Raw genomic sequence first — 25,049 nt, 5'->3', positions numbered from 1 at the left:
GGTATGATTTGGTCTTCAATATTGAATGGACTCGCTCATGGATCAGATCATATTTCAAACGCTCGTCAAACAAATAAAAATAGGTAAACACCTACCTGATGCCATTTACCTTCATCGAGATACCTTTTCAGAGTTACCGCAACCATTATCTCAATTCATTCCTGCGGTAGCCAACGCCTTAAATATACAAGATGAAAACTGGCACCTTGTTAAGCTTTTTAAAAAAGACTTTCGCTTATCATTATTGAGCTACCCTGATTTTTATCAAGATGCATACCCGTCACTCAAGCAAAGTGTCAATGTTGATTTAAGTAAACTCACTCACAAAATAACTGACTATACCCAATCAGAAAACCCACCGATCCTACATCGAAAAGAAACAATGATCCTCCCTGACTCACCTTATATTGAAGAATTCAAAGCCATTACGGCTGAAGGTGAAGCTGCAGGCTTATATGAGAATACTCGAATTATTGGATTTAAACGCTCATGGGAAAACCTCATTAACCAAAAAGGTTATGATCTTGTTGATGGACGTTTATTTAGAAGCTCAACCTTTTTGCCTCAAAAGGAATCTGCCGGAATAGACAGACATAAAACGGCGATTGTTCGTCATGAGCTTTCAGCGCCTATGAAAACATTAGTAAAGCATGGTTACTTAGAAGGTAATTTCTCTATCTTCGATTATGGCTGTGGCCGCGGTGATGATTTGCGAGAATTAGAAGCTCACGGATTAGACGCTATAGGGTGGGACCCAAACTTTCAGCCAGACAATGAAAAAGTAAATTCAGACATTGTTAACTTGGGTTTTGTGCTTAACGTGATAGAAGATCAAGATGAGCGTTTAGACGCACTACTAAGTGCATGGGATCTCACTCAAAAGTTCTTAATTGTGTCGGTAATGCTTGCCAATGATAACTACATTACACAGTTTACCCCTTACAAAGATGGGGTGATCACCTCTCGCAATACGTTTCAAAAATATTATGCTCAATCAGAAATAAAAAGCTATATTGAACGCAGCCTTCAAGAAGAGGCGATTCCAGTATCACCAGGGATCTTCTATATATTTAAAGATAAACTCGAAGAGCAAGAATACCTACAGCGTAAATACCAAAGGCACCATCAATGGAAGCAGTTAACCTCACCACAACCTGTTGAGTCAAAAGACAAAGCCAAATTATTGATAACCCAAAATCAAGCGCTGTTTGAACAATTTTGGCAGGTTTGTTTAGAATTAGGCCGAGTTCCGGCTAATGATGAATTTAGTGAATCTAACACGATCCGAGATCTTATCGGGTCACACAAAAAGACCTTCTCATTATTAGAAGAAATGTTTGATACCGAAGAGTTTAAACAAGCAGAAAAGAACCGAAAAGAAGACTTATTGCTTTATTTTGCTATGAGCTTATTTGAAAAAAGAAAACCATACACACAACAGCCTGAAGGCTTAAAAAGAGACATTAAAGCACTCTTTGGTGAATATAAAACAGCACAACACCTTGCTACTGAACTGCTGTTTGCCATTTCAGATACTGAGCTAGTAGAAAAACAATGTGAAAAAGCGCATGCAAGCTTACCTGTATCTGTGCTTAACCAAGGCCACTCACTTATCTTACATAAGCAATGGATTAATGACTTACCGTTATTACTCAGAACCTACACTGGCGCTGCGCTGCAAATGTATGGTGAACTTAATGAAGACGTTGATTTAATCAAAATTCATATCACATCAGGAAAGCTCACATTAACGAGCTATGATAATTTTGAGCAATCCGTTCCTTATTTAGTGGAACGAACAAAAATTAAAATGGCCGACCAAGACATCGACTTTTTTGATTACGTAGAAGAAAAACGCAGGCCACCGTTACTCAATAAACACCTATATATGAGTAAAGATGCAGAGAACTACGAAAAGCAATTAAGCTTTGATAAAAGACTAGCAAAATTAATGCTGTATGATTATCAAAAAGAAACCATACTGCATCGTTTTGAGTTGGAGGAACAACTTAATACAGTTGGAACTATGATCAAGGGATACCGATTACAAAAAACGAAAAAAACATAACCTATTAATATACTTAACAATAAAATGAATGACAACTATTATAATAAACACGCACAAGAGTTTTGTGAGAATACCTTCCACATTAATATGTCTGATCTATATCAACATTTTACTCCAAATCTTCACTCTGGAGCTAAAATTCTTGATGCTGGCTGCGGTTCCGGCAGAGATACGCTCTACTTCTTACAGCAAAATTTTTCTGTTGATGCATTTGACGCGAGTGAAGAACTCGTAGCCTTAGCAGAAAAACATACTCAACACCCCATTAATCATGATACGTTTTTATCGTTTCAGTCATTACCCAACAACTATGATGGCATTTGGGCATGCGCATCTTTATTACACGTTCCATTCAATGAGCTTTATTTAACGTTCAAACAGTTAATTAAATATCTAAAAGAAGGCGGGGTGATATATTGTTCATTCAAATACGCTACAGACAAAGTTGAAACAGAAATCAACCAACGTAAATTTACCAACATGAATGAAGTCCTATTCCAACAAGTAATCAAATGCCTTCCTCTTGTAATCGATAAATTATGGATAACTGAAGATTTAAGGGTTAATCGAATGAATGAAAAGTGGTTTAATGTCGTCCTAAAAAAGGTATCCTGAATGAATCTTCCCTTAGATCCTAATCTGAGCATTTCAGCACTTAGTCAAATTTTCCAAGCAACAACTAACTCATATAAACCTCTATTCTTTCTTGCGTTATTAGAAGAAATCAAAACACAAAAAACAAATGTTCTAACACTAGAAATCATTACCAAAAAGATGCTCGTATTGGCTAGCTATCCTTGTTGTTACTTCAAGCTAAATTTCGGTAAACAAGACCAAGTACTATCTCACTTAACCTCTGTTGGTATAACAAACATCGATTTATCGTTACTATCACACAAAACGATCACCAACATTGAAAACACTATCCATCAAAATTATTCAAATTCATCTGCTTACGAACTATTAAAATATGTTCCATTTAGACTTCTATCGCCTTTTTTTACTCAAGAATTAAAAGGATTAGCTGATGGGCAAAAAAATGCAAAAACAAAGCAATTAGCAGAACAGTATTTTAATAACACTAAACCACTATATAAAATACAAGAGCACACCATTGAACTACACCCAGATTGGCATGAGTACTTAATGAATAATTTATCTATCGTACAAGCATGGACTGAACTTAATTGGTTGCACTACTTACAAAAAAAGAACCCAAATACACCTGCTATTTGTAATAAATTATACCCACCACTAAAACGGGAAAGCCTAACAACACAGCGTAAGTTTTGGGATGCATTCTTAACTAAGAATCAAACAACATGTATTTTTACAAATCAAACTTTAACTGTCGATAATTATGAACTCGACCACTACATCCCATGGAGCTATGTTGGTCATAATCAACATTGGAATCTGATTCCAATACTAAATACAGCTAACAGCTCAAAAAGTAATAATATTCCAGATAAAAAATACATTACCTTTTTCACCACGGTTCATAAACATGCTATTGATTTTTTAAATTCATTACCAACGAAACAACAAGCACAGTTTATTGAAGACTTTATGCTTGGGTTGCAATGTACTGAGCAGGATATAGCTCAAAATGACAGCATAATTCAAAGTAAACAGACTAAAGCAATAGAGTCCTTAACTGATATGGCAGATCTTCAAGGCTTTGGTGATTCATGGGTTTACTCAGTTAAAACTAACTAATGGCAATCTCATCACTAAAAAGGTAGAATACTGCTCTTATTTTTGACATACCGATGTAATAACTCTTGAAATAGAGAACAGAACTAACATACCAATACCGTGGTATGTCAAAAAATAACAAACCAGAGTTGATCATTTTAACAAATTAAACTACGTTTACGTTATTAATTTAACAAACCACCTTCTAAGGATTACATAATGAACAATCAAGAATCTGGTTACTGCTATTCTTTTCCTGCAGTAAAAGGCATGCAAGCAGGCAGACCTTTTTACATAGCAACTTGCCCTTTACGTATTATTCCAAAGATTTTTAGTTATAACGAAGATGATGTACCGCCAGAGCTTCGTGCTCAGCGTACTTTAAATAAAACTAGAATCCCTGAAATGGTACGTTACCTTCTTGAGAATCCTAAAGAGTATGTCTTCTCAGCTTTGACAGCTTCTGTGGGTGTTGATATTTCATTTAAAGATCACGAAGGCGCACCTAACTTAGGAGTCCTTAATATTCCGATGGATGCACAGATCTTAATTAATGATGGTCAGCACAGACGTAAAGCCATTGAAGAAGCATTAAGAGAAAATCCAGACCTTGGTCAAGATAATATTGCAGTTCTCTTCTTTATTGATGAAGGATTAGATCGAAGCCAACAAATGTTTGCCGATCTTAATAAATACGCAGTAAAACCGAGCCCATCACTAGGTACATTATATGACCATCGTGATGAAAGCTCAGAACTTGCAAGGTTATTAGCAAACTCAGTTCAACCATTTATTGGTTTAACTGAAATGGAGAAATCCAATATTTCACCTAAGTCTAATAAATTATTCACGCTAAGTAGTATCAAACAATCTACTCGTGCTCTTTTAAGTAAAGGAGCAAAAGATGGCTTTAACGATGAAGAAAAAGAGTTAGCTTCTGAATATTGGCAAGAAGTAACAAGGCACATAAAAGATTGGCAACTGGTACTTAGAAAAGAAGTATCTCCGGCTCAACTTCGACAAGAATTTATCCATGCCCACGGTCTTGGATTGCATGCACTTGGGCTATTAGGTAAGCACCTACTTTGCCAAGAACCTGATAATTGGAAAGAAAAGCTTTCTTTATTATCTGAGGTTGATTGGAGAAAAACAAATAAAGACTGGTTAGAACGTAGTATGAATCACGGTAAGTTGAGCAAATCGACAATCAATATTCAGCTAACCACAAACGCATTAAAAATGAAGTTAGGTTTAACGCTAACTCCTGAAGAACAAACGCTAGAGAAGCAATTATCATGATAGATGACCTCCAACTAACGGAAGACCTTGCCGAAGAGTATCAAGAGTTTATTAACTCTGAAGATTTCGCAAACCATAAATTAAGCCACTATGTAGCGGATGTTCAACGCGTCTATTGTGCAGATAATAGACCTTGGGTAATCGGCTACAGTGGAGGTAAAGATTCCTCTGCAATCATGTCACTAATTTATCTTGCTCTTCTTGGACTTAAAGAAGAAGACAGAACAAAACAAGTGTTTGTTGTAACTTCAGATACTCTAGTTGAAACACCAGTTGTCGTTAACCACATCAATGACTCACTAGCCGCAATTCAAGCAGGTGCAGAACGTGATGGTTTGCCAATTACTTGTCATAAAGTAGTTCCTGAAGACGATCAAACATTTTGGTCAAGCTTATTAGGCAAAGGCTACCCTGCACCAACTCGTTCTTTCCGTTGGTGTACAGAAAGAATGAAGATTAACCCTGTAAGTGATTTCATAAAATCTAAAGTATCTCAATTTGATGAAGTGATTGTTGTCCTTGGATCTCGCAGCCAAGAAAGTGCTTCTCGTGCTCAAGTTATTGCTAAGCATAAGATTGACGGCTCACGTTTAGCTCGTCACACAACATTAGCGAATGCCTTCATCTTTACTCCTATTGATACTTGGGGTGTTGATGACGTTTGGAAAATCTTACGTTTATGTCACCTTGTAACTAAAGAGACTCCTTATGGCATAAAAAACATTTGGAGCAATGATTACGATTTAGAATGGGAAAATCCATGGGGTGGAAAAAACTTAACACTATGGAATCTATATAAAGATTCATCAGGCCAAGGCGAATGCCCAATGGTAATTGATGAAACAACCCCTTCTTGTGGTAATTCACGTTTCGGTTGTTGGACTTGTACCGTTGTTACTCGTGACCGTGCAATGGAAAGCCTTATTCAAAATGGCGAAGAGTGGATGTCTCCACTATTAGAGTTTAGAAATAAACTGGCAGTAACCACAGATCCCGCAGTAAAAGATGAATATCGAAACTATAAGCGCCGTACTGGTAAAGTGAGCTACCAATATGCAAAAGAAGGCGAAGATATCGCGCTAGAGCGTAAGCACGTTCCTGGACCATATTGGATGAAATATCGTCAACAATGGTTACGTGAATTACTAGAGCTTGATAAAAGATATAAATCTGAAGATCGTGGCATTGAACTGATCACAGAAAAGGAATTACATGCGATTCGTCAAGAATGGATTAAAGATCCAAATGAACCTGATTGGAATGATTCTTTACCAATCATCTTCAAAGAAGTTTATGGTTATGATCTTGATTGGGTATATGACGACAGTGCAAGTTTTGGTAAAGATGACGCACAGCTAATCACAGAGCTATGTGAAGGCTTTGATGTAACTCCTGAAATGATCATGAAACTTATTGAACTTGAAGTATCAATGGATGGGTTAAGTCGCCGCAGCGGTATCGCCAATAAAGTCAGCTCAATTTTGAAAAAGGATTGGGGAAGCCTAGAAGAGATCAAAAGTAAGCATTCTGATCTACAAAGTAAGGCTGAGTACGATGTTCATCAACAAGAAATCGATAAATATAACGATGAATTACAACTTCTTGACGCTCAATTGAATAAAGAATTTTAGGCCTAAACTATGCTTATTACTAAATTAACATTAAATAATTTTCGAGTATTCCGCGGAGTGCATGAAATTGACTTACAACCAGAATCCGCAGAATTAAATGTGGCAGGCGAAGAAGTTAGAGATGCAAAACCAATCATCCTATTTGGTGGTTTAAATGGTGCAGGTAAAACCTCTATTCTTACTGCAGTTCGATTAGCTTTATATGGTCGCCAAGCTTTTAGCAAAAATTTGACTAACGGCGAATATATTGAAGCAATTACAGACTTAATCCATAAAGGTGTTGGTCATGGTGGTATGCAAGATAATGCTTCTATCGCATTAGCCTTCACTTACAGCCATAACGGTAAAGAAAGCACTTATAAAGTCACTCGTAGTTGGAAAAAAGACAAAAAAGATAACCTATCACTAGAGCGTGATGGCGTTATTATGTCTGAGCTAAACTATGAACAATGCCAAGGGTTCTTAAATGAATTAATCCCTACTGGTATTGCTGATCTCTTTTTCTTTGATGGTGAAAAAATTGCCGATCTTGCTGAAGACGAATCTGGTAAAGTATTAAAAACCGCGGTACGACGCTTATTAGGTTTAGATGTAATCACTAAACTCAAAAGTGACTTAATTATTTACTTAAAAAAGAACGATGCACAAGTGCTTCCACAAACGATTCGAGATGAAATGAATTCGTTTGAAAAAGCACGTATCGAACACGAAAGAAAATCAGAAAAACTACGCTATGACGCAGATATTGTTGCCGCTCAAATAGAGTCAACCACAGTAGAAATTCAACGCTGTGAATCGACTCTATCTCAAAGCGGTGGCGCATGGGCGAAGACACGTGAATCTGAAACTCTAAAAGTTGATCACCTTTTAAAAGAAAAATCAGAATTAGAGAAACAGTTACGTACTGAGCTTGAAGGCTCACTGCCTTTTGCTTTCGCACCTAACACAATGAAAGCTCTAATGAAGCAAATAGAAGCAGAAAAAGCTACTAAACAAAAGCAAAGCTTTGGTAGTGAGCTTAATACTTTCTTGGATTCATTACGTCAAGATTTAAGCCTACGCTTAACTAACTCTGCCGTTGCAATGGAAACTATTAATGACTCATTGCAAGAGTTCATGAATAGAAAACAAAATGCAGAGTTAATATTTGATATATCAGAGCGTGAAGCAAAATTGATTGAGTTTCAAACACAACACCAAGCTTCTGATTCCTTCAAACGTTTCGATACAGCAAGATCTAGACTAAGCACGGTTGAATACGAACTTGATAACGCATCAGCTAATGTTGCAAGAGCTCCTGAACAAGAACAAGTACAAAAATTGTTTACAGAAGTTCGTGAGTTGGATAAGCAAAAAGAAACGCTTATTCGTAAATATCGTGAACTACTAGAAAGTGCAAAACTGGAACTTCGCAATGCGCTAGAAGCTGCGCGTAAGGTTCAAAAACTGCATGATAAAAACAAAGATGCATCAAACCAAGGCTCAGGTGTTAACAATGCACAAAATGCATTAATTCTGTTAGATAAGTTTGCAGAGCAGTTAACTCATGCTCGTGTAAAACAGCTTGAAAAAGAATTTGTTGCCTCTTATACAAACCTTGCACGTAAAGATGATTTACACATATCAGCTGTAATTAACCCTCAAACTTTTGATGTTAATCTGGTTGACGAACATGGTATTAAAATCAACCGTAAAGCCATGTCAGCTGGCGAAAAACAGATATACGCTATCTCTATACTAGAAGCATTAGGTCGCACTTCTGGTCGTAAGCTACCGATTATTATCGATACTCCATTGGGACGTTTAGATTCACACCATAGAGATAAATTGGTTGAAAACTACTTCCCAAATGCCAGTCATCAAGTGGTTATTTTATCGACGGATACTGAGATTGATAAAAATTACATAAATATGATCCAAGATGATATCGCCCGTACTTATGAAATTAGCTTTGATGGTTTAACAAAATCATCAAAAGTAAAAGCAGGTTATTTTTGGAAAGATAAACTTCAGGAGGCTCAGTAATGTTACCTAACCGTATGAACTTAACACGCACGACTGAAGAGCAACTTAAAAAGCTAAAAGGCTATACAGGAATTACCCCTAACGTATCCGCTCGTCTTGCGTTTTTTAGATCTGTAGAAAGTAAGTTTAGATATAACGGCCAAGAAGCAAAGCTTGATGGCTCGTTAGTATTAGATAAGTTTACTTGGCTTGGTGAAACTAGTGATGTTACTGAGTTAGTACTGAAAATGTACTATCCAGAGCTAGATCCTAAACAGCACCAACAAGCTTGGGCTGCTCATGTTGAAGATGGGATAGCCTCAATTAGGAATCATAAAAACATAGCATGCTTTATAACTGCTATGTAGAACAGCTAATCAAACAGATATACTAATAAGTACTAGTTAGTATATCTGTTCAACTAAAAAGAATCAGAAACTAGCGAAGTCATTTATACCAAAGCTTACTATTAGAATCGTAAATTACACCTTCACTTATCAATTTCCCTGTTACAGTATACTCAAGTTCTAAGCCCGTTATCTCCTCAATTTTCAAATTAATTTCATTAATAGACATCGGCCTAGTCATATCATCAATAAGCTTTCTAACAGCTTGGGAAATATTAAAGCGCCTTGTATCTTCCCCCCATTCAGCTAGCCCAAGAAACATTCCATAATCTAAATAAAATCGAGAATCCCTTTTCGCTAAATTTAGTATGGTGTAACCATTCGGAGAGTTAATACCAAGGGTAGTCTCAACTTCTGAAACATGTATACCAATTTTCTGCTCACTCAAGTGTGCAAAAAGATTATCTAACAAACGCTTATGACTATCTTTAGAGCCAGGTACATCACGATCTATCAGCCCCCAATAATCAGGCCCCATCAGAATCATTCGCGAAGATCCTTGTATCTGTAAGTGTTCGTGTACACCACGAATGTGTTCTAGTCTTCTCTTTATTTCCTTTCCTTTTAGAGGCCCCTTTGCATCTTCAAGAATTTTAGTAAAAGCATCTGCCATATCAACTCTATCTTTTGATGTTTGATTGGAGTCACTCCGAGCCCATACATTCTTATTAAGGTAAGTAAGTTTTGAAGAGTCTTCTAAAATAATGTTCAATATATAGAGGTCAAGCTTACCAGTTAGAGAAGGAAACTTAGTAAACAGATTATTTAAAATTTCAGTTATATGCCATTGTTTAAAAAGTTCATTTTTTAATAAAAGATTTTCACATACCTTTTTTACCTCATCACAGATATCATCCGATAAAGTATTGAAATGCTTTAAACCGTAAGTGCCCCTGCCAAATAGCCGCCCTCCAGCTCGAGTTGCCGAATTATGTGCAAGCCTAGCATCTATTTCCTGTCCAAAGATTTTTGAAGCTCTTTTCGCAATTTCAGTAAAATGCAGCGGAGCCTCTGCTTGCTGCAAAACAGCTAAAATAGCAGACTCTCGACTTTTTCCAATCGCTATTAACTTCGAATCGTTTTCAGTTCCATTAAAAATCATTATGCTTTCAAAGTGTTCAAACAACAAAAAGTATAATTCAGTACAATTATTTTCGGTAACTGCAGATTTCAGTGTTGTTTTGATCTCACTTAATGTCCAAGTTCCTTCTTTAGATTTTTCAATTAAATTAATTCTTGTTTGATTAATCAAATTATCCCAAGCTTCTTGTTTTATTCTACCAACAATATTTGCACCATTTATATTGACAATAGATAACTTTCCTTCTGTAAAAGTCTCAATAATGGCTGCAAGGTGTTTAAATTTTCCGATATACCCAGTAAACCAATCATCTTCCGTTTCCAATAACTCCGTATACAAAGGCTCAGACCTATCGGTGAGTAGCTTATCGATTTTAAGATAGATGCAATCATCCCAATATTCGGTTTCAATAATTTTAGCGACATGTTTTTTTTGTATTTGTCGAATTCGCTCTCGTGAGACTCCAAATTTAGTCCCCACTTCCTCTAAGGTTAGAATGGATCCATGGAAGCCCATTCTGAGTTCAATGATTTCTTTTTCTCGATCTTTCAATAAGCTCAATGACTGAGTGAAATGATCTTTTAAGGGAATAGATGACGCAAGATTATATTTAAAATCAGCACCACTACGATCCTTTAAGCGAGTAAATGATGTAAGATCAGATTTAAAATCAGAATTACTATCTATTGCTCCTGTATTTATAGGCTGATGATCTTGAAGCTGTTTTGAATTATCACAAGAAAGGTAAGCATCGAGTTTACGCTGCATAATACTGATATGTTCTAATAAAAGACTATTCAAATCCCCAGCAGATTTTCGACCAAAATTTGCCCAAGAAAGCATAGTAGTATCAGTAATACCTTTTAAGTCATTTAAAGAAATAAAATTGTTAGCTTGAAATACATTAAATAATCTAACAGGTAAATTAAGTTCTTCAAGCGGCTTGTCTAATATACTAAATGGTAATATCTCTATTAAGGACATTAACTCTCGATTAGATCTTTTGGTCTTTAGTTGATTAAATCTCGCAATTTCAGAGATCTCTTTTAACAAAGGTGGTAGTTTGGTATAGCGTTGAATATAACTTACATCGTCATATACACCATGACTATAAAGGTCATCAAATAGTTTAATATCGTTATCCTGAATCAATTTAACCCAACCAGAAACTACACCAGTAAATGCTTCTATAGAATAGTATTTATTTTCTGTTGTTTTTCCAAATAATCGACTTCCATTTGTAGAAGTTAGGCAATATTTTTCAAGTTCATTTTCTAATACAGTAACTGGTTTATTAACTGAAAATGATGCTAAATTATTTTCTACTATATATGCAAAAATAGACTCTTTTGACTCTGCGGATTTCGTCTCATTTAAATAATTTAGAGCTACGGAATGTAGGGTCGACACACCCTCTTCTACAACAGAAGATAGTTCAGATGCCTTGCTCGAATAGTCATGTACAAGGTAACCAAAGCCGTCTAACATTAAATAAATAGGCATTTTATTGTTTGATAACGTCACTTCTGCGATGCTATTACAAGTACTATGATAATTACCTGGGAGTGCCCATTTGGCAGCAGCTGTTGATAACACTTTGCCCTTAAAAGCTAACAACTTATCAGAGTCGACTATATTTGGTCTGACGAAACCAACATGTATTAACCCTATGTATGATTCACTTTCATTTAATGCCTTCCAGGTATCATGAATGCTAATTAAATCACGGTAAACACTTATGTGAGGTGCTTCAAGTTCATGATAAAGAGAAAAGTATATTTTTAATGACGCCATCAATTGCTACCTTATTCAGCTAAAAAATATTCTTCAAACGGAATTTCACCTGTTTGATCATACGTGTTATACATTTCTTTAATGCCATGTTCGGCGAGACACTCAATAAATGAGTAAATAGCAATAGAGTCAGAATTTAAGCCTGAATTTTCTACTACGGTAAATAAAACTTTATCAGGATCTAAATCAGAAACACGTAGAAAAGAGTTAACACTAGCGGTTAACTTTGAAGGTACCGTTTCATTTTTAATGCCTAATGCAACAGCCAATCGGTACAAGTCGTAGCGTACTAATTTTTCCCCTTCTTCACCAGCTTGGGGGTTTAGTTCCTCTAATAACTCATCAATCTTCTCTACGGTGACTTCTGTCAGTCCGATTCTATTAGGTTCTGTAATCATAATTAATGGCTCCGAATGATACGTGATTGGGTTGATGAAATTCGTTCAATGGCATATCGAACACCAATACGCTCTTTAAAATCTTCGATCTCTTTATTCGGGTCAATCTCACCTTCATGCACTAATAACACAACTTGGTCAGCCATTTTAGGCAAATACTTAAGTACATTAGCTCGATGCTTAGGATCTAAACGCCCAAGTGGTGTATCCATAATTATCGGACCTGATTTTCTAGCAGTACGATTTAAGCCATCAATGAGTGACAAAGCAACAATTTGCTCAGCTCCCGCACTACGCTCTTTAAGTGCTCGACCTTGATGATCTAATATTGTTAACCCATAATTTTGATTAATTTCTAACCCTGAATACGTCACTTCAGTCGTTAACTGACTAAATGCATTGGCCGCATATTTTTCAACTTGTAATCGAGCCGAATCTCGTAATTCATCTATACCTGCACTAAACACACTCTCAAGACTTTGGTACAAATCTACTTTTACTGAGCTCAATGAATTAGTACCTTGTGTACTTTTTGAAATGACATTGGATATTTGAGTTTGGTCTTTCTTTATTTTTTCTAGACTTTTCTCTACGCTAGCAATATCCATTTCAATGTTAGATAGTTGCTTAATATAGTTGTCACGAATACTGCGTTGGCGTGAAATTTCATCAGTATCAAAACCACTAATTTCATCTTCAATTTCATCTATATTCGTTTCAAGTTTCATTAACTGAACATTAGATTTTCGTTCTTTTTTCACTAGCTCGCAAAAACGTGCACCTTCAGATTGAGATTGAATTTGTGAAAACTGTTCAATTTTAGTATCTAGACGACGAATATCTTCAATATCAACATGTGACAAAGACGCTTCAGCTTTTAATACAGCAATTTGTTCTTTAATTTCTGAAATTTCTTTTTCAGAAATACTCTGAGAACATGTTGGACAAATAGGATCAAACAAACTCTTTTCTAACTCTAAGATTCTAGAATCTAAAATTACTTTATTATTCGAAGCCTCAAACATAGCTGAACGTTGTTCTTTAATATTTCTTAATACTGGTTGTACCCCTGTATATAAAATATCCTTCCACGCATTTCTAAGCAACTGTCGTCGTTCGTTTTGGTCGTCAAAAATCCGTTCTTCAGTTGCTTTTTTAGTTGCTGTTAAAACGTCTAGTTCCGCTTTACTTCTTTGTGCAGCTTCGGTATTTTTTAATATATCGTCAATACCATCAACTAAAATTTCAATCTCACTTTTCTGCAGCTTTAATGCAATCAAATCAGCTTGGGCTGTATCTTCTTTAACATCTAAATCACTTTGACGTGCAGCTAAACTTTTTAGTTCGGAAGAATTATTTGCATCACGAGTTTGTTGCCTGCGTGACTCTTGTAATAAAACAGAAAAATCATCACGTCCATTAATTAAGGAGGGGACGCCTAGAGCTTGTTCAATATGTAGCTTTATTTTTTCGCCTTGTGCATTTTTATCTAATAATAAATTTTCATATTCTTGCAATAACTCACCATCGAATAAAAAGAATCTTGAAATCTCTTCAGGCGAAACTTGATTTATCTGATTTAAAATTTTATCCCCAGAAATTACTTCACCATCAATTTTTAAACCAACCACCTCTTCAAAATCATTATCGATTGAAGGTACAGACACGTGACTTTTCTTGGTTATTTTTCGTCGTAATTCATAGTTCTTTTCTTCGTGTGTAAATTTAAGCAAAATTGACATTGACCAGTCATCAACACTTGCAGCTTCAATATTAACTAAGTTTACACGCGGAATAGTACGCAAATGGCGACCAACCGCCAGTCCATAAAATCCCCAACGAATAGAATTCAAAAAACTGGTTTTACCGCGCATGTTGTCCCCGTAAAGCAACATCACATTTTGTGTTTCATGTTGCGGAAACTGTACAATTTGCTCACCTTTATAAGGCATGAAATTATTAATAACGATTTCTTGTAACTTCATATTGATAGATCACCTTGTGGTATTGAAATTGACGCTTCAACTACTTTTTTAATTTCATTAACGCTATTTCTTTCTTTATCAAACTGGTGCTTTTGCTGAATGGCATAGCACTGTTCAATTAACCGTGAATCTATTGGAGCCTCAAGTTGAGCATTAATTTTTAACAATACAGATAATGGATTACTTTTACTCATCTTCAACATCTCCTAATTCTTCAATTCCATCAGTGCCATATAAGCCACACTCTTGCGGGTCTATACCTAACTCAATTGCAATTGTGATTAATTTATTCGAACCTGATTTGTTCATGGCGGTATCTGAAAACTGAATACTTCTTTGTAATTCACTCTTCAATAATGATAATTGACCAGGCTCGCTGTCTAAACAGATAGGCACCATAACAGCATCATATATAACCGCTTTATGTTTATTCGGGCTTATGCGTAACACGCGACCTCGTCGTTGTATAAATTGCCTTGGATTCTGCGATGAAGCAAGAATAATAGCATGTGAAATTTTAGGAATGTCCACTCCTTGGTCTAAACAACGAATAGAGACCATAATGCCACCAAATTGCTTAAACCATTCCAGTGACGCAGCGGCATCCCCTTTCATATTGGTATGATATTCACAGGGAGAATGGCCACGTTCTTTTAAAGCACTAATAACTTCTCCAAGTTGATATTGGTCTTCACAATATACTAACCAGCTCTCACCTTCTTTATAGTTATCTTTAATCACTTTCACTGCATAGGGAATTTTAGCAGACGCTTTTTTAGCAATACGCGAACGCTGAATTAACATTAGCTGCAGTTTTTTAGATGTAATTGGTGCGCCATTAGCATCACGCTTAGAGCGCGCATATTCTTTATAAATAGCTTTAGTTTCTAGCTCCCATTGCTCAGACTCTTCTACCGTAAAGCGAAGAGCTTCAGGTAAATATTCATACTTAACTAAGCGACCACAATTAATGGCATCTACTAAAGTGAAAGGGGGCTGAACAATATCGCCGAAATAGTTAAATATCTTTTCTGTGCCGACAGGGTCGCCGTAACGATTAGGAGTAGCGCTAAGCCCTAATCGTTTACCTGCATCAATAGTTAATATATTGGAGTTTTCTAGGCTGCCAATTTCATGCACTTCATCAGCCACAATCATTAAGTGTGGCCCTGTGCATATTGCATTAATAAATTCAGGAAGCCTTGCCGTTGCCATCGTGGCAAGGACCACTCTTACGCCTAAATCTTCATCTGGTTGAGTGATTGTATTTAAGCGTCTATTTTTTCTCCATCGATCATGCCCATCACCAGCTTTGAGTAATATGACATCTGGAATATCAGATTTTATCTCTTCGGACCACTGCTTATGTAATAAGCGATCAGGCACCAACACTAAAGCGACACCACCACCCTTTAAATGATCATTTAAGGCGATTAATGCCGTGAAAGTTTTTCCGCTACCCGTGGCATGCTCAAATACACCACGGCAACCTTGTTTTTTCCATGCTTCTATCGCATTAACTTGATGGGGTAAAGGGGTTCTTTTAGTAACTCCATTATCAATCTGCTCAATGTTTGGGGGCATAAAATAATCATCCAATGTATCGGGTTCTATATCTGCTATCGATTCTTTTGAAATACTTTCTAGTTTTGACTTGGCAACTTGAGGAAAGGGAATCACATCTAAAGCATCAATATCATTATCCCAAAGTGCTTCAAAATACTCACTGTTTCTATGCACCTGACGTGCATCTCTCCCTTCAACCCAGCTGCGAAACACATCGATGGTTTCGTAATTACCACGCTCATGCCAACCATTCCAAGTTTCATTTACTGAGCCCTTGAAGGTAACTATTTCATTGTTACCGTGAATAATTCCTACTTTTTCATGAAATAAGCCATTACCAATTTTTCGAAATGCGATTTTAACTTCTAGGCAACCACACTTGATAAGTGTGGCTAACGCGACCGTATTTTTAATCGTATTTGTATTTTGCATCAATAAGTTAACGGAACTTAAAATACTATTTTCGATAAACTGTTCATCAATGACAGGCTGATAGCCTGACTCTAACGCCTCAATATCAGCATTTGATAAGTATTGAGAACACACAAGTCGAATCTTGCCACCACGTTGCGCAAACTTCACAAGTTCAGGGCCAATCAGTAAAAAGACAGTAGAGCTAAAGTAACCTACAGAACGTGCATATGAACTAGCTTCTTGTAAGCAAGGTTTATAAAAGCTATTAACTAAATCATCATGACCCGTTCTGTATTCTTCTTTTAACCCAATTTCACTTAACTTCAATCTTTTCTCCAACATTGATTTGAACTAAATTAATAAAATTCACTAACTCTGGTAACCGTACCTTAATTCGTAATTTGTATGTATTACAGTAACTCCCAAAAGGCTCTATCACGCATTTTCTGGATCTTCTTAGCACCATCAATATACAAACTATAATGCTTCTCTAGCTTATTGATTGTTTCCATTAATGTTTCTTGCTCTGCCTTTTCATTCACACTGAAGATTGCTTTAATGTCTTGTGTTTTAAGCTTAGCGACACGATGGATCACCCAAGTAAGTACATAGCTTGAGTAATCATTTTCACCCGTTTGAAAGTGCGTAATATCTTGTGTCGATAAAATCACACCCACACCATATTCACGACCTTCTTTAAGGATCTTACGTAAACTTGGGAAGTTCTGAGACATAAAGTTATCCGCCTCATCAACCAAAATCATTTTAGTGATTTGACGATAATCGCCTTGTACTTCAGGCTTACCTTTCTTCTGCATTTGCGAATAGAAAAGATCTAACGTTAGCGCCACCACAAGGTTTTGAATCTCACCCGGATAACCAGCAAGCTCAATAACGGTAATCCCATCCACAAGCTCATATAAGCTCATGCACTTACTGTTATCATCTTCAAATATCTCAAGCTCATACAAACTTTCTAGTGCTGCGTATAATGAATCTTCATCTGGCTCAGTCTCAATAAACAACGCCCATACATCAGCAATCGTTGGTGCAGCTTTAGACCATGTACTTGGATCTGCCTTACGAATACCCGCTAAATCATATGCCTCACCAACTAATTTACGTAATCTAAGCTGTTGTTTTTGACCAAGATTAAACGCTTTACCCATGGTTTCAGAAAAACCGCGCGCAGTATGCACTGGTAACATCGGCGTGTCACCAAATAAACTCAATGGATTGTATGGCAGTTTGTGAAGGTTAAACTTCTTACCCGCAGTCGCTTGTTGGAACTTATCGTCTACATAATCTGATTTGTAATCAAAAATCAGCATGCCAATCGCGGCACCATTCACGTTATCGGCTTTATTGCGATGCAATTGAGTAATCACTGATTTGGTAAATTGCGTTTTACCTGTACCCATGGTGCCAATAATACCCGTATTGGTATTCATGAACTTTGAGGTATTGGTTGGCTCCCAATTTAATGGAGCTTGAGTCATTGCATTATGGCCAAACAACACATGCAAGTTTTTACCAGATGCAACTACAGGTGCATTTTCTGGCTCTGTTGGCTTCTCTTCTGCAACTTTACGTTCATCTTGCTGAACTGATGTCGCTTCATAGCTAGTAGTATTATTATTTGTTATATCTACAACTGTTGTTTCTGTTTCTGTTTCTGTTTCTGTTTCTGTTTCTGTTTCTGTAGCAATCACATCCACATCTTTCTCTGGCGTTTCAATTTCTAATTTCACACCTTTAGTTTCTGAGCCTAAGATATACATCTCAGGCACATAACATAGCTTAGCGATATCGATTTTATTCAAAACATCTTGTAACGGTGTCTCTACCAATGTTTTTAGTAGCCCCATTGGTAAATCTACTTTTAAAATACCATCGCGTAATTGATAGTCAGGCTCAAGACAGCTAGCACTTTCGATATGACTAACAACAAAGCCATCAGGATAATCCACCACTTGTGCCAATGAATAATTACCAGTTAACCACTGCTCTTTTTCGTCAAGTAAGCTATCAAAATAGTTATCTTCAAATACGTTATATAAACGGTATTTATCTACCTGCATTAACACTTGACGAACGAATAATGCACGATAAAGTTTATTAGCTAACCCATCGCCACCAAGTAGGTCGTCATTAAGGTAACGTAAAAGCTCTTTCGCTTGCTGCACTGCTTTTTTATAGTCAGGTACTGCACCCGTTTTAACTTCTACAGGCAGTAGATACATTTGTTGGTTTTTGAAACCAACCAGTAATACATCGTCTGAAATAGCCCCTTTTTTATAACCTTGAACATTACGTGAAAAGTCACTATCAGACATTTTAAGGCCAATATTGCCTGATACTCGGATCATTTCAGCTACTGAAAGTGGAACCCAAGTGATATCAGATTTATGAACTAAGCTCGTGACAAACTTATACGCACCAATAACGCCTTTACGCTCTTTATTAATAGTTGGCGCACACGTCATCATGTTAAGCAACCAATCACCATTAAAGGCATTAAACTCGTTAATTTGGCCCCCATCGCCTTGTTTAAGTACTTTCTCAAACAAATTTCGTTGGGCTGTTACTGTAATTGCATCATAAGTTGATGAACTGGTGTATTGATCTGAATAGTGGATAAGAACTACGTCATCGTTGCTATGAAAGAAGTCTAAAGTCACTTTTGGGTCAATAATTGTTGTCCAAATTGAGCTACCATAAGAACGCTCTAATGATTCTTTAAAATCTTCACTAACAGCAAGAGCAATAGCATTAGCACCATGGTAAGGAGTATTTGCTTTTAATGCAGGCTTAGATAAAGAGCCAATTTGATTAGCAATAACTAGATGCGGTTTATCGTGGTATTTAATGCCTTTTAAGCCAAAACCAGTAAAGTAAGACCCTGATTGACTCTCTGAAGACTCACCCGTTAATAAGCCATCACATGCAATGCCTGATGCCATATTATCGATTTCAATATCAGCACATTCTACTTTTTCATTATTTCTGAAAAAGGTTAAATGTGAATAAGCTTGCCCTTCTTTCTCAGCTTGTTTATTAGTGAACTTACTGTAAGTTAAACGCGTACGTAACAGATCAATAATGGTATCTGCTTGCTCACGAACTTTACCTTTATTAAGCTCTAACCACGCTTTTAAATCATCATAATTTGCCGTTTCAGCAAAGCGATCAAACGCATTAAATTGAAGTGCGTCGTCATACAAATTAACGTGAATAGCAGCTGCTTGATCTAAATTATTACGAATGTAATCAACTAGCCCTAAGAACAGCTCTTCTGCTTCATCTTGATTAACCGCATTAATAATGATGCTCTTTTCAGAACCTTTAAAAAGTTGGCTAAATGCAGTTTGGAACTCATCAATCTTCTCTTTCACTAACTTACGAACAAAAGTAAGACTGCTTTTTTCTTGAGCTACGCTCTTTAGCCAAAATGCATTTTCTTTAACTTGTTGATTGTAAGCAAAGTCATGCTCAGGATGATAAACATACGGCAATAACCCTTGAGGTGATAGACGCTCAAAAGTAACACTTGGTAAGCTAGCAAAGCTGTTTGATTCATCATCATTAATCGCATTAGCTAGTGATAAGAAATAAGATAAAACTAATGGATGATAAGGAGAATAGTATTCATCCCCTTCATCATAGATTAAGCCAATCTTCATCACTAACTTTTGATTCGTCGTTAGCATGTCACCTTTAGATACTGAAGAGAAATATCCTTGATAAGCTTCAACAATTTCAGTCACTCGCTGTTTAAAATCTTCTCCCCAAGAAACAAGTGAAATAGTAGTTTTTCGCTCTTCTAGGTAAGAAAACAGTGACAAGTAACCATCATGAAGATCTTTATCAATATTACTTAATACCGTTAACGGCAGTTTATAATCATTCTTTTGTAGCGAAAGGATCTTGCTTTGTACAAATTCTTCTTCCCAACGCAGTAATTTAAGACGTAGGCCCGGTACGATAAATTCACTGTTATCAATCCCAACCTTACCTTTTTGAGAGTAAAATTCGCCGTAATAATCGTCATTAAATAGCTTATGGAAACGGCCACGATTCAATAATAAAGGTAAACTCAAAGAATCAGTCGCAACAGCCCCTTCAATATTAAAGAAGAGATGGTTATCACCCGATTTCACTGAGAAATCGATCTCATCCGATTCGTTAGCTAATGCTTCAAAATCAACGGTTGAATATTTAGCAAGCTCAATAGTTTGCTTCGCATCTGTAAGGGTGTATGTATTGCCTTCTTCCGCACAGATCTGCAATGTATTTGATTCTGTATTTAAAGTAAGGCGTTTTTTCGAATGTTCTACACGAAAAATAGTTTTAAATGCATCAATATAAAATTCGCCTTTACGAACGACAAGGCATCGGAAATTATGACACTCTGATTTATTCTCACGCTTCAGCGCTAAATTGAAAAACAAAGGTTCATGATTATACGTCCCTTTAAGGGTCACAGATGCTGTTTTTAAAGAGTTACGCGCAGTTATTACTTCTTTCTTATTTAACGCTTTCGCTGGCTGAATTTTAAATTGGTTTTTATCAAGATTACTTGCGCCTTGAAAACCTAATTTAAGCTCAAATTCTTCAATACCATCATCAAGCTCAATAATAATATGACGCTCACGTTGACCTGCCTTGGTTTCTGATTTATTCCTAGCAGTCAGAGAACCACCTTCAGAAATAGATTCTTCATCAAGCATTAATTGTTGTTGTGAGTTACGTTTCTTCTCTTGTAGCAGCGCTTCTAATTCTAAATCTTTCCATGATTCAGTATCTGAGAAGTGCTCTTTGATGAACTTCTCACCAAATGTTTTTAGACGTTCAGGAAGTTGATCGTTAAAGTGTTCAACTTCAAATGATAGCGCTTCATACAAGGCTCTATTTTCTTCTAAACGACGTTTGATCTGCTTTGTGTTTCCCTTCATTTCACCTATGAGAGGATCTTCAAACATACCTAATTCATTAAAACGTAATTCACAATCTTCTACCGCTTTATATAAGGCTTCAAAGCCAAAAATAGTCGCGCCATCTTCTACAATAGAATTAAATTGATCATCAAGAAGGCACAAAGATACATCTTGGCCTTTCTCTTGTTGCTTGATAAAACCATTAAGCGCTGATTTTATATTATCAGTACTCCAGACTTGATCAGCTTGGGCTAAATCTTCTGCGGAGTTAATTAAAGTATCAAGTAAGCTATTATGAATAACAACTAACGCACACCCTTTTAAATAACCAGATTGACTCGCCACTTCATCTCGTAAATGTGAGATATAGTTCTCTGTAAAGCCACCTTGCTTTTCTGGTTGTTCTGAATGAACAACAGGCACTATTTTACAATTATTAATCTCAATAAATGGTAACTGAATATCATCATTAACAGCAATCTCACCCGTTTTACGTACTAATAATGCGTTATAAAGGCGTAGGCTATTATCACTGTCAGGTGATTTAAATTGATAGCGGAAACCTGATTGTATTTTTGCATCAGCGTTATTTAAAAGCTGCTCTGCAAGAAAGGTCTCAAATTGTTTTACGGACATATACTGCGTCTCCACTATCACTCATTCTTTCTACGTTACCGATTCTTTCGTAGAACTTAATTAATTCTTGCTCTGTTTGCTTATCAACAAAAATACCGCGTTGCTGGAACTTTGCAATTAACTCATGGAAGCGTAATTTTTCATTATTACCGACAACTAAATTGGTCAGCAAAATTATGTAATCTTGGTTAAGTACTAATACTCGTCCAGAACGACCACGACTTTGAATAAAATTAGCCGCAAGTTGCTTCTCTACCTCTCCAACATATTTTTTATTAATCGCAGGTCTATCTGTTTTTGAATCATTAAATTGTGCGATTGCTAATTTTACAATGTTACCTAGCCAATCAATCGCTTCTTCATAATGTTCTAATTCTGTATCCAACTTGCGTTGAGCACGAAATGCATATGAAAAGTTTTTTAGCTGAGTCGCCACACTTTCTAACTTACAATTTTGAATATCATTAGATATTTGCCACAGCGGTAATTTTTTCTCTTTTGGATTTGGTTGAAGCTGTTCCAACATAGATAGAATTGGAAATAAACGATACGCAGATTCATTAAATAGCTTATAGCCATGATTCTTAATATGCGTACGTTCATTACTTGCTCTTTCATGATCCATTATGAAATAAAGCGGTTTCGATTTTGGGGCTTCACCTGTACGCCAATCAGATATAGCAAGGCTTAACTGAGCTGTATAAGTAAATGCATAGAAAGATAAAAACTGCTCAATTTCGTTTAATAAATATTTTGGGCGAGTAGATAGAAACTTGAAATCCTCACGAAATGCCGCGGATAATGAAGGTAAATAAGGTGATTCTTTTGATTCAAATGACGAATCAACTTTCATCTTACCTTGTAAAGTAGCAAGTAGTTCGCGCTCAATAAAGTTCAATTGAACATCAAATTCTTCAATACGTAAATTTTGTAGAAGATTAGTAAAAAGCAATGCAATACGTTCATCACTTTTAGCAAATGTTCCTTTCTGAGCCTTGAATAAAAGTAATTCAGGACTAACAGTAAAAATATCTTCATTATCAAAATACATTTTTTGAAGTACAGCCCAAAACTCTTCTTCATCTAGCTTTTCTTTAAATGAATTTTGGCAATCATTAATGAAATCATTATATGAGTAATTTTCGATTTTCTTACGTAACAATGAACGCAAAACAAGACCAACAACAGCATTCCAATCAAATTCATTACCTTTTGTTCTTAAAGGTAAATAGCTATTCAAACTGTTTTTATTAGGCACAGTTTCTTGTGATTGAGGAAGGTCGCCACTAATTGGCTGAGTATAGTTATCATTTACCATATTACATGCCACTCACTTCAAAATATTCATCATCTGCATTTGTGATTTTATAACGCTGTTCATCTTTAAATATGAACAAAGAGTCTTTTTGGTTCGCAACTGACACTATTTGTTCTAATACTTCATCCAGCAATAAAACCGCATTTTTATCATGCTTGTTTGGTCTATACCCTTGATTAATCTTAATCAATAATGCCAACAAGTTAATACTTACTGGCATTGGAATCAGCTCATGACCGTCAACTTGAATATAAGAATAAAAAGCACTCACTTTTTCTTTTGCTAAGCCTGCATTTTTAATCGCGGTAAAATTAGCTTTAACATCTAACTCTACAGCCATCTTAAATCCATTATATTCTGAGATGAAAAATGTGCCTTTATCCAGTAATGGTGCGTTACGGTTGCAATATAATTGGATTGCAGTCTCTAGAGTTTCTTTATAAAATTTATTTAACTCTTTTTTCTGTTTAACTGAACCATCAAACTCACCATGCAACAACCATGTTTCTGCATATTTTTCGATTAATGAATTATCAAAATCTGATTTTAATGCATCAACATAATCATTAGCTATTTCCGTATCACTTCTTAGTAAATACACTAAACGTAAATATGAAGCGGCATTTTCAACTTCAAAAACACCATATTCTGCAACTCTATTTTTAAATCCAATAAAGTTTTGGTCTTCGATCCCTAAGCCAAACTGAAGAACAAATTCATCAATTTTTCGCGTATGGATATTACTTGGATCGAATTCTTGAATTTGCTCTAATAATTCATTATCCGCACCAGAGAACAAGTTATCGAATAAATAACCATCCATCGCTAATATTTGAAAAACAAAATCTAAAAGGGCACGAGCAGTTAAAAACTGATCTTTAATTAGGCGTGTTTTTAACAGTAAATCGATAAGTGTTTTTTGTGTCGCAGGAAGGCCTAATAACGCAAAATTAGCCGTTAGATTTGTATAGCCACATTTTTCAACTTCATTACGATAAAGTGCGTAAAAAGGGTTATCGAATGATGCTTCTGTTAATTTAACCAAAAACTTGGCAGCAAAATCAGACGTGCATTCATCATTGCTTAATGTGAATTTAGGGTATTTTTCGAAATCTAAAAAAGTATGGCTAGGAGCAGTGTCTTTTAAACGATTTTCTAAAAATGCAAGAATAGACGATTTGATACCATCATGAATATCAGCACCCTCAACAGCATAGTTACCAAGCATACCAACATTGATGCCAACGATTAATGGCTTATTACTAGCTTTAAACTCAGAGAAACGATCATCCAGTGCTTGGATAGCAGTTTGGCTAGGATTAAAACTGTGCGTCGCATCTAAATGGAAATCATGAGTTGATTTAAACTTTTGACTATATCTAGTTAAAATTTCTGATTTACCATCTCCACTACTACCGCATAAGAATACAATTTCATGCGATTGAGCTGATGTTAACTCTCGCTTAAAATCGGCTTCTATATCCGTTTCTATGTAAATATGGTTCTTATACGACGCTAATTTGCCATCTGACTCTCTTTCTGTACTAACAGCATAAGGAGACGATTTAGACAAAATACTTAAAGCAGTTTTTAAATCCAAAGCCACTAACCTATAAAATCATTATAATTATCCGTATTTTATCAGGTTTAAATTTTAATGGCTGTTAAAAGCTCACATTTATTAATGGGTTTTGTATACTGACTAGCAAAATTTTAGAATCAGTCGCAATTTAAGTTCTTCAATCTATTATCGATTTAGATAATTGTTAATTTTTAATCAGTCATAAATATGAATTGTTTAAAAATTATTAAT

Annotated in this window: 15 protein-coding genes; 7 read left to right on the top strand and 8 right to left on the bottom strand. The window is 35.9% G+C overall.

The window, feature by feature from the left end; all coding sequences use genetic code 11:
- Positions 1–37: 37 nt before the first annotated feature.
- From F8B77_RS03180 to dndE, 7 genes are all read left to right on the top strand, one after another.
- Complete coding sequence (locus tag F8B77_RS03180) at positions 38–2,068, top strand: DNA phosphorothioation-associated putative methyltransferase (RefSeq protein ID WP_151653628.1); 2,031 nt, start codon at positions 38–40, stop codon at positions 2,066–2,068.
- A 24-nt stretch (positions 2,069–2,092) separates the two neighbouring features.
- Positions 2,093–2,683 (top strand): class I SAM-dependent methyltransferase, encoded by a 591-nt coding sequence (locus F8B77_RS03175; protein WP_151653626.1) that lies wholly within the window; start codon positions 2,093–2,095, stop codon positions 2,681–2,683.
- Positions 2,684–3,787 (top strand): HNH endonuclease domain-containing protein, encoded by a 1,104-nt coding sequence (locus F8B77_RS03170; protein ID WP_151653624.1) that lies wholly within the window; start codon positions 2,684–2,686, stop codon positions 3,785–3,787.
- A 198-nt stretch (positions 3,788–3,985) separates the two neighbouring features.
- Positions 3,986–5,065 carry a DNA sulfur modification protein DndB gene (dndB, locus tag F8B77_RS03165; protein WP_151653622.1) on the top strand — a complete coding sequence of 360 codons (1,080 nt, stop codon included), beginning with the start codon at positions 3,986–3,988 and terminating at the stop codon, positions 5,063–5,065.
- Entirely contained in the window at positions 5,062–6,696 is a 1,635-nt protein-coding gene (locus F8B77_RS03160; protein WP_151653620.1) for a DNA phosphorothioation system sulfurtransferase DndC, read from the top strand. The genes dndB and F8B77_RS03160 overlap by 4 nt, the downstream gene beginning before the upstream one ends.
- A gap of 9 nt (positions 6,697–6,705) precedes the next feature.
- On the top strand, positions 6,706–8,721 hold the full coding sequence (dndD, locus tag F8B77_RS03155; RefSeq protein ID WP_151653618.1) for a DNA sulfur modification protein DndD: 2,016 nt from the start codon (positions 6,706–6,708) through the stop codon (positions 8,719–8,721).
- The gene (gene dndE, locus F8B77_RS03150; protein WP_151653616.1) at positions 8,721–9,068 is read left to right on the top strand and encodes a DNA sulfur modification protein DndE; all 348 of its coding nucleotides are present in this window, start codon (positions 8,721–8,723) and stop codon (positions 9,066–9,068) included. The genes dndD and dndE overlap by 1 nt, the downstream gene beginning before the upstream one ends.
- A 79-nt stretch (positions 9,069–9,147) precedes the next feature.
- On the opposite strand, the gene F8B77_RS03145 is transcribed toward dndE, so the two are convergent.
- The 8 genes from F8B77_RS03145 to dptF all read right to left on the bottom strand — a co-directional run bounded on the left by F8B77_RS03145 (position 9,148) and on the right by dptF (position 24,836).
- Positions 9,148–11,982: a sigma factor-like helix-turn-helix DNA-binding protein gene (locus tag F8B77_RS03145; protein WP_151653614.1), complete on the bottom strand. Its 2,835-nt coding sequence runs from the start codon at positions 11,980–11,982 to the stop codon at positions 9,148–9,150.
- An 11-nt stretch (positions 11,983–11,993) separates the two neighbouring features.
- The gene (locus F8B77_RS03140; protein WP_151653612.1) at positions 11,994–12,380 is read right to left on the bottom strand and encodes a hypothetical protein; all 387 of its coding nucleotides are present in this window, start codon (positions 12,378–12,380) and stop codon (positions 11,994–11,996) included.
- Between the two features lie 2 nt (positions 12,381–12,382).
- Positions 12,383–14,365: a hypothetical protein gene (locus tag F8B77_RS03135; RefSeq protein ID WP_151653610.1), complete on the bottom strand. Its 1,983-nt coding sequence runs from the start codon at positions 14,363–14,365 to the stop codon at positions 12,383–12,385.
- Positions 14,362–14,559: a hypothetical protein gene (locus F8B77_RS03130; RefSeq protein ID WP_151653608.1), complete on the bottom strand. Its 198-nt coding sequence runs from the start codon at positions 14,557–14,559 to the stop codon at positions 14,362–14,364. Before F8B77_RS03130 ends, F8B77_RS03135 begins: the two co-directional genes overlap by 4 nt.
- Positions 14,552–16,672, bottom strand: a complete 2,121-nt coding sequence (locus F8B77_RS03125; RefSeq protein WP_167512745.1) for a DEAD/DEAH box helicase family protein — start codon at positions 16,670–16,672, stop codon at positions 14,552–14,554. The genes F8B77_RS03130 and F8B77_RS03125 overlap by 8 nt, the downstream gene beginning before the upstream one ends.
- A gap of 83 nt (positions 16,673–16,755) precedes the next feature.
- Positions 16,756–21,918: a DNA phosphorothioation-dependent restriction protein DptH gene (dptH, locus tag F8B77_RS03120; protein ID WP_151653604.1), complete on the bottom strand. Its 5,163-nt coding sequence runs from the start codon at positions 21,916–21,918 to the stop codon at positions 16,756–16,758.
- A complete protein-coding gene (dptG, locus tag F8B77_RS03115; RefSeq protein ID WP_151653602.1) occupies positions 21,899–23,236 on the bottom strand; it encodes a DNA phosphorothioation-dependent restriction protein DptG in 1,338 nt (445 codons plus the stop codon). The genes dptH and dptG overlap by 20 nt, the downstream gene beginning before the upstream one ends.
- 1 nt (position 23,237) lies before the next feature.
- Positions 23,238–24,836: a DNA phosphorothioation-dependent restriction protein DptF gene (gene dptF / locus F8B77_RS03110; RefSeq protein ID WP_151653600.1), complete on the bottom strand. Its 1,599-nt coding sequence runs from the start codon at positions 24,834–24,836 to the stop codon at positions 23,238–23,240.
- Between the last annotated feature and the right edge of the window lie 213 nt (positions 24,837–25,049).

Origin of the sequence: Aliivibrio finisterrensis (assembly GCF_008933155.1) — a bacterium.
Taxonomy (GTDB): Bacteria; Pseudomonadota; Gammaproteobacteria; order Enterobacterales; family Vibrionaceae; genus Aliivibrio; species Aliivibrio finisterrensis.
This window is presented reverse-complemented; position numbering and strand designations above follow the sequence as displayed.

Bases quoted from the DNA above. Each gene is read 5' to 3' on its own strand.
- F8B77_RS03160 (WP_151653620.1), top strand. From the start codon at position 5,062: ATGATAGATGACCTCCAACTAACGGAAGACCTTGCCGAAGAGTATCAA.
- dptG (WP_151653602.1), bottom strand. From the start codon at position 23,236: ATGGTAAATGATAACTATACTCAGCCAATTAGTGGCGACCTTCCTCAA.
- F8B77_RS03140 (WP_151653612.1), bottom strand. From the start codon at position 12,380: ATGATTACAGAACCTAATAGAATCGGACTGACAGAAGTCACCGTAGAG.
- dndB (WP_151653622.1), top strand. From the start codon at position 3,986: ATGAACAATCAAGAATCTGGTTACTGCTATTCTTTTCCTGCAGTAAAA.
- dndE (WP_151653616.1), top strand. From the start codon at position 8,721: ATGTTACCTAACCGTATGAACTTAACACGCACGACTGAAGAGCAACTT.
- F8B77_RS03130 (WP_151653608.1), bottom strand. From the start codon at position 14,559: ATGAGTAAAAGTAATCCATTATCTGTATTGTTAAAAATTAATGCTCAA.
- F8B77_RS03175 (WP_151653626.1), top strand. From the start codon at position 2,093: ATGAATGACAACTATTATAATAAACACGCACAAGAGTTTTGTGAGAAT.
- F8B77_RS03180 (WP_151653628.1), top strand. From the start codon at position 38: ATGGATCAGATCATATTTCAAACGCTCGTCAAACAAATAAAAATAGGT.
- F8B77_RS03170 (WP_151653624.1), top strand. From the start codon at position 2,684: ATGAATCTTCCCTTAGATCCTAATCTGAGCATTTCAGCACTTAGTCAA.
- F8B77_RS03145 (WP_151653614.1), bottom strand. From the start codon at position 11,982: ATGGCGTCATTAAAAATATACTTTTCTCTTTATCATGAACTTGAAGCA.
- dptH (WP_151653604.1), bottom strand. From the start codon at position 21,918: ATGTCCGTAAAACAATTTGAGACCTTTCTTGCAGAGCAGCTTTTAAAT.
- dndD (WP_151653618.1), top strand. From the start codon at position 6,706: ATGCTTATTACTAAATTAACATTAAATAATTTTCGAGTATTCCGCGGA.
- F8B77_RS03135 (WP_151653610.1), bottom strand. From the start codon at position 14,365: ATGAAGTTACAAGAAATCGTTATTAATAATTTCATGCCTTATAAAGGT.